This window comes from Pseudorhizobium banfieldiae (genome assembly GCF_000967425.1).
GTDB classification, from domain to species: Bacteria; Pseudomonadota; Alphaproteobacteria; order Rhizobiales; family Rhizobiaceae; genus Neorhizobium; species Neorhizobium banfieldiae.
The window spans coordinates 979,048-993,613 of record NZ_FO082820.1 but is presented as its reverse complement, the minus strand read 5'-3'; the positions used below and the strand labels follow the sequence as shown (position 1 = coordinate 993,613).

The 14,566-nt window shown below is 57.4% G+C and carries 14 protein-coding genes and 1 pseudogene; 9 read left to right on the top strand and 6 right to left on the bottom strand.

Annotated elements, in window-relative coordinates; genetic code table 11:
* The first annotated feature begins 13 nt into the window (after positions 1-13).
* From NT26_RS23260 to tnpC, 5 genes and pseudogenes are all read left to right on the top strand, one after another.
* Positions 14-148, top strand: coding sequence for a hypothetical protein (locus NT26_RS23260; protein ID WP_280136225.1), 135 nt, complete (start codon positions 14-16; stop codon positions 146-148).
* Between the two features lie 146 nt (positions 149-294).
* A complete protein-coding gene (locus tag NT26_RS04815; protein WP_052637681.1) occupies positions 295-1,680 on the top strand; it encodes a COG3904 family protein in 1,386 nt (461 codons plus the stop codon).
* 238 nt (positions 1,681-1,918) lie between these two features.
* Complete coding sequence (gene tnpA, locus NT26_RS04810) at positions 1,919-2,305, top strand: IS66-like element accessory protein TnpA (protein WP_052637680.1); 387 nt, start codon at positions 1,919-1,921, stop codon at positions 2,303-2,305.
* Positions 2,302-2,655 carry an IS66 family insertion sequence element accessory protein TnpB gene (gene tnpB, locus NT26_RS04805; RefSeq protein ID WP_052637679.1) on the top strand — a complete coding sequence of 118 codons (354 nt, stop codon included), beginning with the start codon at positions 2,302-2,304 and terminating at the stop codon, positions 2,653-2,655. The genes tnpA and tnpB overlap by 4 nt, the downstream gene beginning before the upstream one ends.
* Positions 2,656-2,724: 69 nt before the next feature.
* A pseudogene (tnpC, locus tag NT26_RS04800) lies at positions 2,725-4,271 on the top strand (IS66 family transposase).
* 217 nt (positions 4,272-4,488) lie between these two features.
* On the opposite strand, the gene NT26_RS04795 reads toward tnpC, so the two are convergent.
* Positions 4,489-4,791, bottom strand: coding sequence for a DUF982 domain-containing protein (locus NT26_RS04795; protein ID WP_052637678.1), 303 nt, complete (start codon positions 4,789-4,791; stop codon positions 4,489-4,491).
* Positions 4,792-5,164: 373 nt separating this feature from the next.
* Here NT26_RS04795 and NT26_RS04790 point away from each other — a divergent pair, with 373 nt between their 5' ends.
* Positions 5,165-5,632, top strand: a complete 468-nt coding sequence (locus tag NT26_RS04790; protein WP_052637677.1) for an Hsp20 family protein — start codon at positions 5,165-5,167, stop codon at positions 5,630-5,632.
* A 238-nt stretch (positions 5,633-5,870) separates the two neighbouring features.
* On the opposite strand, the gene NT26_RS04785 is transcribed toward NT26_RS04790, so the two are convergent.
* A complete protein-coding gene (locus NT26_RS04785; RefSeq protein ID WP_052637676.1) occupies positions 5,871-6,317 on the bottom strand; it encodes a DUF421 domain-containing protein in 447 nt (148 codons plus the stop codon).
* A gap of 7 nt (positions 6,318-6,324) precedes the next feature.
* Positions 6,325-6,828: a hypothetical protein gene (locus NT26_RS04780; RefSeq protein WP_052637675.1), complete on the bottom strand. Its 504-nt coding sequence runs from the start codon at positions 6,826-6,828 to the stop codon at positions 6,325-6,327.
* Between the two features lie 594 nt (positions 6,829-7,422).
* Between NT26_RS04780 and NT26_RS04770 the strand changes: the two genes are divergently transcribed.
* Both NT26_RS04770 and NT26_RS04765 read left to right on the top strand, forming a co-directional pair.
* Positions 7,423-7,617, top strand: a complete 195-nt coding sequence (locus NT26_RS04770; protein ID WP_052637673.1) for a hypothetical protein — start codon at positions 7,423-7,425, stop codon at positions 7,615-7,617.
* A gap of 215 nt (positions 7,618-7,832) precedes the next feature.
* The gene (locus tag NT26_RS04765; protein ID WP_152338576.1) at positions 7,833-8,078 is read left to right on the top strand and encodes a hypothetical protein; all 246 of its coding nucleotides are present in this window, start codon (positions 7,833-7,835) and stop codon (positions 8,076-8,078) included.
* Between the two features lie 127 nt (positions 8,079-8,205).
* Here the strand turns inward: NT26_RS04765 and NT26_RS04760 are convergent, their stop codons facing one another.
* Together NT26_RS04760 and NT26_RS04755 are read right to left on the bottom strand one after the other, a co-directional pair.
* Positions 8,206-8,481, bottom strand: a complete 276-nt coding sequence (locus tag NT26_RS04760) for a DUF6894 family protein (RefSeq protein WP_052637671.1) — start codon at positions 8,479-8,481, stop codon at positions 8,206-8,208.
* A 67-nt stretch (positions 8,482-8,548) separates the two neighbouring features.
* Positions 8,549-9,301 (bottom strand): Crp/Fnr family transcriptional regulator, encoded by a 753-nt coding sequence (locus tag NT26_RS04755; RefSeq protein ID WP_052637670.1) that lies wholly within the window; start codon positions 9,299-9,301, stop codon positions 8,549-8,551.
* A 505-nt stretch (positions 9,302-9,806) separates the two neighbouring features.
* On the opposite strand from NT26_RS04755, the gene NT26_RS04750 reads away from it, so the two are divergent.
* Complete coding sequence (locus NT26_RS04750) at positions 9,807-12,209, top strand: hypothetical protein (RefSeq protein WP_152338574.1); 2,403 nt, start codon at positions 9,807-9,809, stop codon at positions 12,207-12,209.
* A gap of 429 nt (positions 12,210-12,638) precedes the next feature.
* Here NT26_RS04750 and NT26_RS04745 read toward each other — a convergent pair whose 3' ends face one another.
* Positions 12,639-14,534, bottom strand: a complete 1,896-nt coding sequence (locus tag NT26_RS04745) for an AAA family ATPase (RefSeq protein ID WP_052637668.1) — start codon at positions 14,532-14,534, stop codon at positions 12,639-12,641.
* Between the last annotated feature and the right edge of the window lie 32 nt (positions 14,535-14,566).

The window sequence follows — 14,566 nt, the reverse complement described above, 5'->3', positions numbered from 1 at the left end:
TGCGACAACTGCGATGGCACTTCTAGGTCTGGGAAATTTCACCCTCAAAGACCATGGACTAACTGCCAGCAGTGCGGGTGTGAAGGAGCAGACAGGCGATGTCCTGTCGACCACGGAGCAGATGATCCTGATCAGGAGCCTGAACTAGTGATGTGCACAGCCTTGAAGAGGCGCAGGAGCTGGGATGCCTGACTGGCTAGTCTATGTGATTGCCGCTCTAGCGTTGTTCTTTGCACTCGCCTCCATAGTAGGGCACGCAGCGCGTTGGATGGGCTGGGTATAGTGGGGACGCAGATGGTGAGAGTGCATAATTCGTGGTCAAGGCAACTGGTCCTGATGGCCGTTATCGGGATTGCATTTCTTCAGGTAGGTGCAGCGGTCGGTGCTGAAGTACGGAAATCTAATAAAGAAATATGCGTTCTGTCCCTTGAGGGAGAGATCGTGCCAGGCGACTTCTCCAGACTGGTTGAAATTGCCGCTACGGAGTTTCTTGGCGTGGATGGCGAGAGTTCTGCGCGTGACACCATCTGCTTGAACAGCCCGGGGGGAAACGTCTCCGAGGGCGTTAAGCTGGCAGAATTCTTCTACAAGAACGGCGTCGGTACAGTCATTGACGAAGGCGCGGAATGCTACTCGATGTGCGCCATCATGTTCATGATGGGAATTGCACAAGGATCGGAGGTCACCTTCGTCAATCGTAAGCTCCACATCGCGGGGAAGCTCGGGTTTCATCGCCCATTCTTAGCACTGGAGGAAGAAAGCCTAATCAGTACAAAAGCGCTGGCGGTCGCTCATGACGTTGCTTTGGAGGACATGAGCAAGATCATGTTGCTCGCCAACAATTTGGTCCCTTGGTCAAATTCGACGATGATGCGTCCTGATCTCATTCAAGAAATGCTCCGCCACATCGGCAACGATCTCTTCTATATCGACACTGTCGAGAAGGCTGGTCGCTTCGAGATTGAGCTTATCGGACTCCCAGAACAGTCCACCTCGCCGGAGGAGCGGGCGTACTATGCCTGCGAGAACTCCTTCCATTGGCAAGTGGGCCTGATGAACGAACCAGTCGATGTGCGGAAGTTCACGAAACCCGTTACGCAGGACGAGTCTGTCGTCAAGTTGCTGAAGACCTCAGATGGCACCAGATACTATTCCGTGACGAGCAGTGATGCCGGCTATTCCGAAGCAGGGTGCGTGATCGCCGTCACTGGGGAGAGGTTGCAGGGTTGTGGCTACAACGGGATGTACAACGTCCTTCTGGGTCAAGGTGCGTGCACCGTGGCGGATTTCGAAGAACGTAGTTGGGGGATTAACCAACTGGCTTCCTATCGGCCTGGCCTCACCTTTGAAGAACTCGGGGGAGTGGCCCACAGTCCGGATACCTCATCCCCCCAGTCAGTGATAGGCGCAAAAGTGCCCGCCACGTGCGCAATCTTCGGTCAGACTGGCGAAACGGAAATCGAGCCTTGTGAAGCTACTTTGACCGTCAATGTCATCATTAATAACAGGCGATCTGACCGTTATGAGTTCCTATGGCCAACAGGCAACAAAACGATCCTGGCGCGCGACGGCGAGCTCTTCACAATAAACGGGAAGCCTTCCATTCCGTACAATGACGATCGCTATACACTTTGCGCGCTGAACAGCGAGACCAGAAATCGCTTCTGCTTCAAGCTTTGACGATTCACTCAGGCGTGAATCCTTGGCGACAGCAACCAGGGATCGCCACGTATGGGTTCGGATATTCCTGACCGGATGTTTAATATGCCCAACTGCTTCACAGGTCGAGTTATTCCGGTCTCCACCATTTTGTGGACACCTTGAACAGACGAAGAGTAACCGGTGTTCTGCCCCCACGTTGTCTGCTATCGCCTGATCTGAGATCGACATTCCATGGATGAAGAACGGGAGTTTCTCCATGGAGACTACAGTGGAGTTTCTCGCAACCGGCAAGACCCGACGTGAGGTTCACCGACATTGGCCTGATGAGGTCAAGGCGCGGATCGTGTCGGAAAGCTTGAGGCCTGGCACGACAGTCAATGAAGTTGCGCTGCGCTATGGATTGCGAGCCAACAGCCTTTCCACCTGGCGGACGATGGCGCGGCAGGGCAAGTTGCTCCTGCCTGCACCGGAGGATGCGGTAGAGTTCGCGGCGGTGATCGTCGATCCACCTGTTTCGGAGCCGACGCCTAAAACGATTGGTCGCCCCGAGATCGTCGTTGGCTCTATTACGATCCGTCTTGAGGAAGGAGCGTCCGCGTCTCGGATCGCCGCCATCGCCCGCGCCCTGGCGGCCGGGACATGATCTTTCCGTCGAACCGCGTCAGGATCATGGTGGCGACCAAGCCCGTGGACTTCCGCAAGGGTCATGATGGATTGGCGGCGCTGGTTAAGAACGAGCTGCACAAGGACCCGTTCACCGGAACCGTCTTCGTGTTTCGGTCACGCAAGGCGGATCGGTTGAAGCTGATCTACTGGGATGGCTCCGGGATCGTCATGGCCTACAAAAGGCTGGAAGAGCACAGCTTCACCTGGCCCGGCATCAAAGATGGGCTGATGACGCTGACCCATGCCCAGTTCGAAGCGCTATTCGCAGGCCTTGATTGGCGGCGGGTTCATGCCGTCCAGACGAGAACGCCGGAGGCCATCGAATAGCTGCGGCACGATGACTCAGCAGGGCAAATTGCAGAGGCAAATCGGCTCCGGATTTGATAGCTTCCGGCCATGTCTGATGCCGCCGAACTTCCCGATGATGTTGCCGCCTTGAAGGCGATGCTGATCGCGGCGCGGGCCCGCGAGGCGGCCAAGGATGTCGCGATAGCAAGTAAGGACGAGCATATCGCCCGCAAGGATGAGCGGATCGAACGGCTTGAGAAGCTCGTCGCAGCGTTCAAGCAGGCAGCCTTCGGACGCAAATCCGAGAAGACCGATCCTGACCAATTCGACCTGGCGCTGGAAGACCTGGAGACGGCTATGGCCGTGATCTATGCCGAGGATGAGACGGACGTTCCTCCTGGAAACAGGATCAGCAAGCCGCGCGCGATCAATCGTGGCTCCCTTCCGAAGCATCTCCCGCGTATCGAGGAGGTGATCGAACCGGAAAGCCTGACGTGCGGCTGCGGTGGTTGCCTGCATTGCATCGGCGAGGATGTCTCCGAGCGGCTGGACGTGATCCCGGCACAGTTCCGCCTGATCGTCACCCGCCGCCCTAAGTATGCCTGCCGGGCCTGCACCGACGGGGTCGTTCAAGCCCCGGCTCCAGCACGGCTGATCCAGGCAGGGCTGCCGACGGAAGCCACCGTCGCCCATGTGCTGGTTTCCAAATATGCCGATCATCTACCGCTCTATCGGCAGGCCCAGATCATGAGCCGCCAGGGCATTGACCTCGACCGATCCACGCTGGCTGACTGGGTTGGTCGGGCAGCCTATGAGCTGCGTCCGGTCTTCGATGCACTGACTGCCGACCTGAAGCGCTCGACCAAGCTGTTCATGGACGAGACCCGTGCCCCGGTGCTTGATCCCGGCTCACGCAAGACCAAGACTGGATACTTCTGGGCGCTGGCGCGGGATGATCGTCCATGGGGCGACGGTGCTCCGCCAGGCGTTGCTTTCACCTATGCGCCCGGTCGAGGAGGCATTCATGCCGAACGGATATTGCACGGCTTCTCGGGCATCCTGCAGGTCGACGGCTATGCCGGATACAACAGGCTGATCGCGCCAGAGCGTGTCGGACCGGACATTCGGCTTGCCTATTGCTGGGCACACGCCCGTCGCAAGCTGGTTGAGATCACTCGCAACGGAGCAGCACCGATTGCCGAGGACGGCTGCGCGGCCTTGATCCCGAGGCCCGTCTCGCTGGACGGCAAGAGCGATCAGCGCCACTGGTCGCAAACCTGCATAGCTGGCTCGTCCATCACCGCGCCCGCGTGGCAACGAAGTCGCCGCTCGGCGAGGCACTGGCCTACATTGCCAAATACTGGGATGGCCTGCAGCTATTCCTGACCGACGGCCGCATCGAGATCGACAACAACAGCGTCGAACGGACCATCCGGCCGATAGCTCTCAATCGAAAGAACGCGCTCTTCGCAGGCCACGACGCGGGAGCGGAGAACTGGGCAACCATCGCCTCGCTCGTTGAGACCTGTAAGCTCAACGCCGTTGATCCGCTGGCCTATTTGACTGCGACGCTCACCGCCATCGTCAACGGTCACAGACAGAGTTGCATCGATGAGCTTTTGCCGTGGAATTATTCGGGACGAACAAACGGCTGAAGTCTGCTGTCGGCCCAAAGCGGTCGTGAGATGACAAACAACAGCGCTCCCCCCTTTCTAAGTGGCTACGAAAACCGATCCAACTGGTTCACCGCAAACGAGCCTGTCAGGAGACCTGAGCACCATAATCTACGCAGCGATCTTCTTTTGTGAGGGACGAACAATTCTTGTCTATGGAGGCGAGAGGCAGCATCTGCAACCTCCCGCCTCAACGCGCCTAGAGCGCTGCCCTGCCGCTACCGCCAACAGGTCTGATCATCCAAGGCTTCACAGCAGGTTCCTTGGCAAGTATACCCTTCTTCTTGGCAAAAGAGCGTATCGCATCGCGTGCTGCCCGAAGAGGTTTCAAACCGTCATGGGCCATGTAGCAGGTCCTCAAGGCCGCCTCATGGATCAGGTCCCGGTCCCGTTCTGGCCAATCCTCCAGGTAATCAATCGCCTCCTCCACGGCCGTAATCTCACGGACGAGGTTCTTTTGTTCCTTCAGATACACCGGACGATCAAAGAGCTTCGAGATCATTTCCACCTCACTGATTCTGTTGTGATCAACAAGGAAGGCGCTGTGGCCAACGCCGATAAGTCATCTGGTTTGCCGCGTCCTTCCGTTCAAGTCGGAACAGCATCACTCAGGTCACTAAAGCTGATCAAAAAACCGTAAATGTCGACGGGCGCGACGTAGGCGCTTACTGCACATCCAGGCAGGTGGGCGGGTACCCGATGGCCCATACCTGAACGGGATTACGCGGCGGCGAAAAACTTCATCGAGGTTCTTGAACAGGCATCTTTCGCCAACCAGATTCATTGCATCGGCAGCCTTAGTAGGGGCCGATAGGCCGGAGACGCAGGTTTTCGGTGGCGTCTCCAATCCATGTTGCTTTACGGAGGATATGGTAATGAGAACGGAACTGGATTTCGCACCCCTCTATCGGTCCAGCATTGGCTTCGACCGTGTCTTCAACCTTCTCAACAACGCGCAGCGCCTGCAGGCGGTTGATCTCTGGCCACCCTACGACATCGTCAAAGTTGGCGATGACGAGTATGCGATCACCATGGCAGTCGCAGGCTTCAGCCAGAGCGATCTCGACGTAACGCAGGAGCGCAACGTCCTGATCATCAAAGGGGCGAAAGCGGAGAAGAATGAAGGCGAATACCTGCATCGGGGTATCGCCGGACAGTCATTCGAGCGTCGCTTCGAACTGGCCGACCATGTTCACGTAGAGACGGCGTCGCTCTCCGACGGTCTCCTGCGGATTGTGCTGAAGCAGGAAGTCCCGGAGGCGATGAAGCCCCGGAGGATCGAGATAGGCAATGGGACGGCGGCCCCACCGCTGCAGATTGAGTCTGACAAGCAGGTCGCCTGAACTCATTGAACTCCCATACACAGGAAGATCACGAATAGAGGGCCCGCGTAGGGCGGGCCCGCCAACGGAACTCCATCCGCACTTCAGGGAAACGGTTAAGTTCAGGGTGGACATCGTCTTGTCCGCCAGCGCACCGGATTGGAGCCGCATGCGGAAGTTGCGGTGGCACTGCACGCGGCTAAACAGGCGGCAGAAGGCTGAAGTGCAAGCCCGACCGGTGTGGGAGCTTCAAGAAGTTCTACGACTCCGTTGGGATGATGCTTATGTTGCCATCAGCTTCCAGGATGGCGAACTTGACCTGCGTAAGCTGCTCCAATCCGTGCTGCTGCCGGGCGGCGACGAGAATGTCATCCAGGTTCACCCGCGCCTTGTGCATCGCCCTTCTATCCGGCTTCCCCTTGGAGACCAGCACAGTTGGAGCCCCGTCCAGAAAGAGCGCGAGCCGGGGAAACCAGTCCTTCAAGTAGGATAGCAGGATGTCGAGTGAAAACAGCAGGATGATGAGCAGGAACGAGTTCGTCAGCGAAAAGTCGTCTCCGAGAAAAGCCTGCTGCGTAGTTTCGGCAACGACCAGAAGAAGGACAAAGTCAAAAGGTGTAACCTGCGCCATTGTCCTTCGGCCGGAAAGGCGGGTCACCAACAAAAGGAACAAAAAAACAGCGGTGCCACGAATTACGGTTTCCATTGCTTCCTCACGGCCAAATCCAGGTCCACAGCGTTTGCTCCGAGCCCGCGATATCAGCAGCGTACTCCGCCTTCCCAACGTGCTTCGGCTTGATCGTGAAAACGACCTTCCTCTCACCACTGGAAGTCGCTTTGAAATGAAACTCCTCTCGATGATCATCGGCCACAACCTCGGAAGGCCTCGGCTGCACGTCTTCGATAGAGAAGCTGGAAAGGAAGCCTGAACCGAGGCTCATTACGACCGGGCCCTTATAGGAGGGAGGGAAGGTAACTACCATCTCCGTTGGTCGCTCCCACCGCGCGATCAAGGGATACTCTACCTCCGCTCCGCCAATCGCGGCCGTCGCCGACGAGAACCATCCTCCCGCTCCAGCAAAACCCATTGCGGCAGCCACGGTCACGATGCCGAACATCACCCACGCCACGCGTTCCAGCTTCCAGAACCAATCCTGAAAGCCCCGGTGCTCATTTAGCTGTAAGCCATCCTCGCGGACTTTCGTCTCGGTCTCCATTGGCACTTCCATATGTTGTCACCAGCCGAGGCGAAGCGGTCGATGAACTCGCTTGTTCCGCGTGGGGCGATGATCAGCTGCCTCTGAGACAGGTTCCTGTAGAACAGGAGAACGGTGGTCAGATGCGGATGTTCCAGGCAGAGCGAATGGTGCGTTACGGGGTCGGATCAAAGTCCCTCAGTTCCTCAGAAGTCCACCAGAAGAGGGAGCCGCCAAATCGCCCGACTTATGTGACCAGACTTTAGTCTGATAGCGTACAGCAACATCTCAACCCTGAGAGTCGTTGCTGAAGTGCCTACGGAGGTGCTGACATGCAAACGGGAGGAGACCTGGGATCGAGTACAGAGGCAGCAGGAGAAACCATCCGCAGCGACTTGATGCGCCTTGCCAGGCGCTTCGTTCCTCGCGACGAGGACGCTGCCGGGCTGGTGGACCAAACTCTTCGGATGGTTGGCCAAACTGCTGAGTGGCACTCGTCCGAGCAATGGAAGTATTTGTTTTCAGTGATGCACCAGCTCTTCCTGGACCAATGCAAGGGAGAACTTCGCGGAAGAGAATAAGAGAATAGGTGAGGCTAGTTGAGGGGAGGCATCCATGGGTGCTGTGGACGCTTGGAACAAATGGTGGGAAGGGATTGGCCATGTCGCTCGCGGCAATCGCGATGTGGCCCGAACCCGCGAAGCCTTCGAGGCCGGCTATATCTCCGCACTGGAGGACGTCGCCTCCGGACGCGAACGCCTCAGTTTTCGAAGCGACGATCAACGCGAGCGCATGACCAACCGTGAATAACGAAGAGCTGCCGCTGTTGTTGAAGCTGGAGCCTTAGTAGGTCATCAAACCGATTCCCGAGGCTCCCACTGGTCCCCCCTCGCAAATGATAGCCTTGGGTTTGCATGTATGCTCGACTCCTGCCTGAATGGGAGTATGGTGAGCCACCGTCAGCAATTGACCAGGGCGCTGATGGCCGAGAGTCGGTAACTTTCGCCCCAAGCATGGAGGGGCAGATGTCAACCACATCTCTTCCCACAGTTTGGTACCCGAAGGACGTCGAGGTGATGGCCTCGGCAGTTGTTCAAGCTTACAAGACCCCGATTGCAACTGAGACCGGTATTGATCGCATCGCGATGGCCAAGATTGTCTATCGCCTCTATTCCATGGGATTACGTGATCCCGAGAGACTAGCTCAAGTCGCAGCGTTGAGCGCTGCTCGCAAGGTATCCAGAACGCCGACACTGGCAGCGCAGCACTAGCTCGTCGCTGCCTGGCCTGGGACCTCGGGCTTCACCATCTCGGGGTTCTGATCTTCCGAGCGACGAGGCTGGGACACGTCTCACCTCAGGAGAAGCCTGGCGGGTCGCCCAGCGGCTCGATCCCGGCTCAGCGCCTTCGTCCAACCTGATGCTCGTATAGATCGGCAGTCAGCTCGTCGAGAACGTTACGGAAGGTGACGGTCTGCAGCACCAGACCGTCTGTCTCGGATATCTCGATGGAAATTGGCCGCAGCGCTCGTCCCAGCCTAATGTCCTCGGCCATGAGACTACGGGCTCCCAGCTTCGCCTCATTCACCGCCGCGTCGAGGTCCGCAACCTCGGAGCCATCGGGGTCTTCCAACAGACCATCATTGTCTCGCATGTGAAAAAAGTACCGGGGCATCGTGTCCAATCTTGCTGGTCAGGTTGGGTTCCGCTGCCACTACCGCCCATTGTCCGTTCCACTCTCCCTATCCCGTCAGGGGCACGACGTTTGAAGGTCTGGAGCCGTCCTTTTTGCCGATCAGCCGATCATATTCTTGTTCGGGCTTGCCATAGGCATCTCTTGCAAACTCTTCCAGAGCGGCTCTGTCTCGAATGAGGATGCGCCCTCTTTCGGACCGGATGAAGCGGTTCCCTTCAAGAACATGCAGCGCTGTGGTCACGCTTGGCCGACGAACGGCGAGCATAAGCGAAATGTATTCGTGCGTGAGGTTCAACTCGTCGCCATCGACCCTGTCGTGACACATCAAAAGCCAGCGAGCCAATCTTTCATCCACCGGATGGCTGACGTTGGACAAGGCAGTATAGGTCACTTGGATAGCCAAGGCCTGGCTGTAAGAGGCGACGAGATGCGCGAACAGGGGGCTGCACTCCATTGCCTCAAGGAAGCGCCGAGAGGTGATGCGGTGGCCGCTGCCGGAGTGTTGCATGACGATCTCATGAGGGCTTATCTCAGCCCCAACTGCGGCTTGCACGGGAGAAAAGCCCTCTCGTCCAAACATACCCGCTTCAGCCTTGTTTCCCTCAGGCGAGACCGCGACTACCGAGCCGATACCTGAATCAGGAAAATAGACATGGTCTATTGGGTCGTTGAACGCCGCGATCAGGAAGCCTTTCGGCAACTCTAATCTCTCAAGGTCGGTAGAGAATTTTGCCAGCTCTTCGGGCGGCAGTTTCGAAAGCAGAACGTTCCTGATGGACGAGGAAGAGATGGCTGACATGACACGCCTCCCATTGAGCAGGCGGGAGCACGTAGTAACCCTCAGCCGTCAGCGCCTACATGATCGGTTTCCGACGATGGGTTCGAAGTAGGGCGCAAAGTACAGAAGTCAACGCCAGGGTCTCCGGCTGATGGTGATTTCGCCCCTCGCCAGAGTGCACCGTGATCGATGCCGCTGCGGCGTTCGGCGGGCATAATTGCATGTCCGCTAGTGGCGCATTCTTGCCGTCAATGTCGTATCGGCATTTTTCGGAAAGCCCAATCGAGCTTGGTCAACGTGCGAGGAAAACACCGCTTTCGACGAAGAACCCTAATTGGCAGATGTCTGTTTGATCGTGCACAATGTGTAGCGAAGGCTCTGATCGAGGTTTGGACGCCTCGATCGAAGGACACAATGAGGATATCGCGTACGCAGGTCCCGAAACTAGAAACCATCACGATCTCGAACGTCTGTGTGCAGTGTTGAAAAGAGAACTCCAGCACCCTCACATCCAACCGATATCGTCGTGACGAAACGGGTCAGGACGGCATCGGCATTCGTGATGGCGACGGCAATGGAATTTGAGCGACTGGCGAAAAGTGCCAAGATGATCTGGAAGAGGCTCCGAGCCCGTTTCCGCTTGCTATCGCGACGTTGCAAGAGGAAGGCTCGGCACGCGTTGTTCAAATTGGCGCGTCTGAGGGCAATGCTTTGGCAGCGGCTGTATAGCTTCCGTTACAGGTATCTGGTCTGGCAACGACGGCACGGCCCGTACGCGACGATCATCTCGCTACTGGTATTGATCATCATCAGCGCGTCATGGATTCCGACTCTTCAAGGGATACTCGAACGGAGTTTCGTGACCGAAGCGCGACTAGCATTGTTGCGGTCGCTGTTCCTTACCATTGGCGGAGCGCTGATCGGAGCGGCGGCCATCGTTTCGTCGCTCGTGCTGTTCGCAATGCAGGTCAACATTGAAAGGATGCCGCACGGTCTGTTCCGCAGGCTAAGTGCTGATCGGAGACTTCTAAGCGCGTTTGCGGCGACATTTCTTCTCGCGGTGGCCATAGCCGGACTGTCGCTTATCCAAGAGCCGAAGCGAATCGGCATCTTCGTGTTTGCGGCTTTCTGGGGCACAGGAATCATCCTCGGACTGTTCCTCTATGGCTACCGTCGTGCGCTGATTCTGGTGAACCCGGTGCGGCAACTCGACATGGTCGTTCGTCAGACGGAGCGCGAGTTGCGAGCGTGGGCGAGACGAGCGAAACGCGCGGCACCGCTGTTGTCGGATGGCAGCAAAGAGCTACAGGCCGATCCCTACGCCCCCCAGCATGACCTGAAGCGCACCGCGTTCTTTCAGCTCAATAGGGGCTGGACGGATGGGGCGCAGCAGAGCGTGCGCTATGCCGTGTCGTTCGCACGCCGCTATGCCGAGCAAGGCGACTATGAGGTCAGCGCTGTGGCGATGAACGCGATCATCAGGGTCAATGCCGCCTATGTCAAAGCTAAGGAAAGGACCTTCTTCGCCAATCAGCTAATGTTTGATAACCCCCTCGCCTCGGATGGTTTCATCAATGATACGCTTGAGCATCTACGGCAGACGGCGCGTATAGGGGTCTCGCGCAGCGATGAACAGCAGATCGAACAAGCACTACAGGCGATGGCCGATCTCGTGCGGGTTTACTTGACAATCGATTATGCGACCCCTCACGCGTCGAAGACGCACGCGCATCTGGCGGCGGGGTACCTCACAGGCGAGGTAGAGCGGATTGTGCCGCACAACGCGCCAGATGTACTCATGGAAGGCGTGCGGCTGATGGGGCGATGTGCCGACATGCTGCTTGCAGCAGACGGCCCGCAAGGCATCACAACGCTGGTGCAGAAGATCGGCATCATTTCGTGTGCCGGGGTGGTGCGCGAGGATTACCGGCCCGTCACTTCTACCGGGGTTGCGCAGCTCGCGCGCCTAAGCTTCAACCTGTTGCGGACAAATTCGCGGGAAGTCCAGTTCGCGGCGCGGGATATCCGCAATAGCATGAAGCTGATCGCCAAGCTATTCATGACCTTGCCGGACGCGCCGTTGATGAGCGTCCACAGCGCCTATCTCGCCCCATACTACTCAGCCACGAGTGCTCAAGGGCTCACGGTGCGGCTCTCCGAACTTGTCAACGCGGTCGCGGAAGCACCGGCGGACGACGTGAATGCCCGGCACGTTATCGACAACTTCCGGGAATGGGCGGATGGGATGTATCAGACCGAGAAGGACCTGCTCCTTCATGCCATCGAAAAGCGTTCGCAATTCACGTTCGACATGATCCACTGGATCAAGGCGGTTACCACGATGTTGATCGCTGTGTCGAACGCCGCTGCTTGTGACGAGCACAGACAGCAGGAACTGCGCAAACACGCGGCTTGGCTGATCGCGGTCTTCACCTGGGTGCCCGATGACGAAGAGACCGTGAAATTCGTCGAGAATTTCGGGATGACCGAAACGCTGTTCGAAGCGGCGGTGGATGCGCGCAGGCGCGGCTGCCCAGAACTTGCGGACGACATCGGGAAAATGCTGTTGTCGTGGACATTCAAAGCAGGCCGATACCAAACCGGCTGGGCGACTCTGGAACGGGGCGTCTACGGGCTCGTGACGCTCGCGCTTCTCGCTGACGACGCCGTTTCGGAGACTCGGCTAAAGGCAGAAATCAGCGCGGGGATGACGGCTGGAGGTTTGCCCGAAAAAGAGCTTCGTGATCGCGCAGCCATGGAGATTCGAGGGCGCGCCGCCTCACTGTGGCAATACGATCATTGGTCATCAGCAATCGAAAATGGCATGGCGAAAGCCGACCATGAGAAATTGAAGCCGCTCCTTGAAGACGTTGCGGACCTGATCTCGCCCGAGACTAAAGGCAAAGCCGCAAGCCGCGGACCTTTCTGAAGGTGGCCAAATATTCCGCCCTGAGCTCGCTAACGCACCCAATTGTTCACTTGGTGGGAACCCCCTGGTGTTTCTTTACGTCTTCAACAGTGTCTTCATCGACATGTGTAGACATGTCTGCTCCACGCGCGAAGCAAGAGACGCCCGTCGTCCTGGGTGAATTGACGATGCTAACGCCCCATTTCTTACGGGGTTCAAGGTTGAGCCTCTCATTCCTTTCGATCTCCCGCTAGTGTCAGGGCATACCGGCGAAGACCAGGATAGCGCAGTCGTGGCTTCAAAAGTATTCGCCGGTCATGGGGCTGCCATCCAGCTTCATCCAAACCCGAGCCCAGTGACTCGCCTGCATCTAAAGTGGAATCTGTGTGATCATCGCCTCTTGTCATCTCAGTTCCATTCTAATGCCGGCGAGAAGTTAGGCCCAGATGCTTACTGCTCTAAGAACTTCCCGGACGCACCTGGCGACCCCTCATTAGACGGCCGTTTGTGTTTGCAGATGATCGAGCCCACTTCCGCTCCGGATAATTTACGGACGACTAGCAGTTCCTCAACAATCTCATCCAGCGCGGCGCGGTTATTGTTCAGGATCGAGATCGCGCGTTCCCTCTGCTGTTCAAGCGTTCGGTGCACAGCCCGACGAAGGTCCGCGTCGCGTAACCGCAACTTTGGCAAATCCGCATCTTCGACCACCTCGACCATTAGTGTTCTGCCTAAGCCGAAACTTGTCTCCATCAACGTCGCAACTTCGGTCGCGCGGGCCAAGTCGGCTTCGTTTCCGCCCGTTCCGCCGTCAGAGTGGTCTCCTAGTACCAGTATCTCCGCGGCAATCCCAGCCAAGTACAGGGCAATCTGGTCAAGGTAGAATCTTCGATTTTTTCTTCCTACGGCGGCCTGGGCGAACACCGCACCGCCCACGATTTCCGGCCTTCGTAGCGTGACGCTGTCCAGTATGCGGACCAACTCCAATTCCCCGGCAAGTAGCTCAAGGCCGACGATCGCGTGGCCAGCTTCATGAATCGCATTTGCGCGAAGATGTTCCGACGGGATGGGGTGCAGACTTGGCAAGAGGCTGACGACATCATCCACCTCTAGCGGACGCGATGCCCGTCTCGCGCGCCGCCTTGCATCCCGGACCAGTTGTTGGATATCGGCTCCAGCCATCCCCTGGGTCGAGCGGAGAAATTGCTCCCGATGCGCGGTCGGAATATCAAGACCTGAATGGAACCGGAAAATATGCGAGCGGGCTTCTGCATTTGGCAGAGGGATCGGAATGTGTTTGTCCAGCCTTCCGGCTCGCTTGATCGCCGGATCAAGTTTTGAAGGAAGATTGGTTGCGCCGACGACGACTACGCCGGTCCGACGATTGAAGCCATCCAGGAGCTCGAGAAAGCCGTTGATCGCTTGCCGTTTGTAGTCCGCGTTGTGATCATCCACCGCACGGTCACCGAACGCGTCAATCTCGTCGATGAACAAGATGCACGGTGCCTTGGACGCCGCCTCATCGAATGAGAAATTCATCGCCTTCAGAAAGTCGTTCAGGTGTCCGGCGGCCTGCCATTGAGCAGACGAAGCGAAGACCATTGGGACGTTGCACGTCCGCGCCAATGCGTCAGCGAACATCGTTTTGCCGGTACCTGGTGGTCCGGACAGAAGAACGCCCGTATCTACGTCCTGCCATCCGATTTTTCCGGATTTGTAGTCAGCAAGGTCTAGGGCAAGCTCAAGGCCCCATTCAGTTGCCTCGCCAAAGCCATTTAGTTCACGAAGAGTAGGTCCTTGTGATCTAGGTGCTGGCTCCGCGGGTGCCTTTAGTTGCTGGACCGCCCGCAAACGTCTCAACCCATCAACCAGCGACCGGCCCGGCGGAAAGGCGAAACGCAAATTTCTCCACGTCGCAGACAGCACGAGCTTGATATCAGCTTCGGTCAAGTGTTGACCGAAGTGGCTGAATACGATCGCGACCTGACGTGCTGTTGGCCGTGGTACTGGAATCTCCAGGTCACAGAACAGAAGGGTATCGTCCTCAAACTTGGTTTGGTTTTCGCAGACGAGGATCGCGACTTTTCTTTCTTGAGCGGCGTAGAACAGCTCATCCTCAGCGCGTAGCCCTTTTCCCGACGGTGTCACGGGCTTCACCCAGACTTCTTCATGATCGGCGACGTCGCTGGCCGCGGGTCGATAGAACAATCTGATGGCTTCGATGTAACTGTCCACGGCATTAGGTGTCTCGATGCGAACGATTGCCAAAACGTTCTTCTTCAGCCTCCTCAGCGGGCGGAGCGCGGCTGCAACACCGAGATACGCAAGAATGGTCGGAAGGGTCACCTGACGGCCCTTTCCGTCCTGCTGTTGATCTG